A 726-nucleotide genomic window follows, 5' to 3' on the forward strand; every position below is an offset into this window, starting at 1 on the left:
GCCTGCCTGACGGCAGGCCGTTACCGGCCCGCACACAAAAAATCTGACAGTCCCGTTTTATGTCATGGACGTCGCATAGACGCTATTACAAGATATGAGCCCTTCGCGGCTGCATCCTAACGCTGAGGAGCCCAATTTTTTTGTTCACTGTGCGAGAGTAAGCGATGACATTTGATATAAACGGTGAAAGCAGTTCACAAGTCCACGTTAAGAATCAAACCCCCTTAGCGCTGATCCTGAATTTGATTGACGCCAGAGCTCGGCATGACGTTGACAGTGCGTTGGCGTGCTACGAATCAAGCGCCGTAGTGGTTGACCAGTCGGGAAAGGTCAGCACAGGAGCACTAGTCATTAAAGCGTTCACTGAGACAGTAATGAAGCTGCCTTTGGTTTTCACCCATCGGAATATCGTGCAGGCACATAACGTGGCCATTCACTATTCCCATTGGACGATCAGTGTTTCTAGAGAGGACGGTGAGACAACGGAACTGACCGGGCGTACCACCGACGTTCTTAGAAAACAGCTTGATGGCAGATGGTTAATTTCCATAGATAATCCATATGGCACGGCAATTTTAGACGCTATTCCCACGTAAAGTCGTAGAGATAACAGTTTTATGTCAGACGATGACGTTTAGTGTTCGTGTAACTGTGTGCATGGCAAATAACCTTTAGGGAAATCCTGAAGAAGACTTCCAAATATGGTGAAATACGCCGATCCCGTTG

At 47.8% G+C, this 726-nt stretch carries 1 protein-coding gene; it reads left to right on the top strand.

All coding sequences use genetic code 11. From position 1 onward, the window contains the following. The first annotated feature begins 164 nt into the window (after positions 1 to 164). On the top strand, positions 165 to 596 hold the full coding sequence (locus tag ACW9H9_RS28695) for a YybH family protein (protein ID WP_457346719.1): 432 nt from the start codon (positions 165 to 167) through the stop codon (positions 594 to 596). The last annotated feature ends 130 nt before the right edge of the window (positions 597 to 726 follow it).

The organism is Pseudomonas sp. SDO5215_S409, assembly GCF_054071325.1.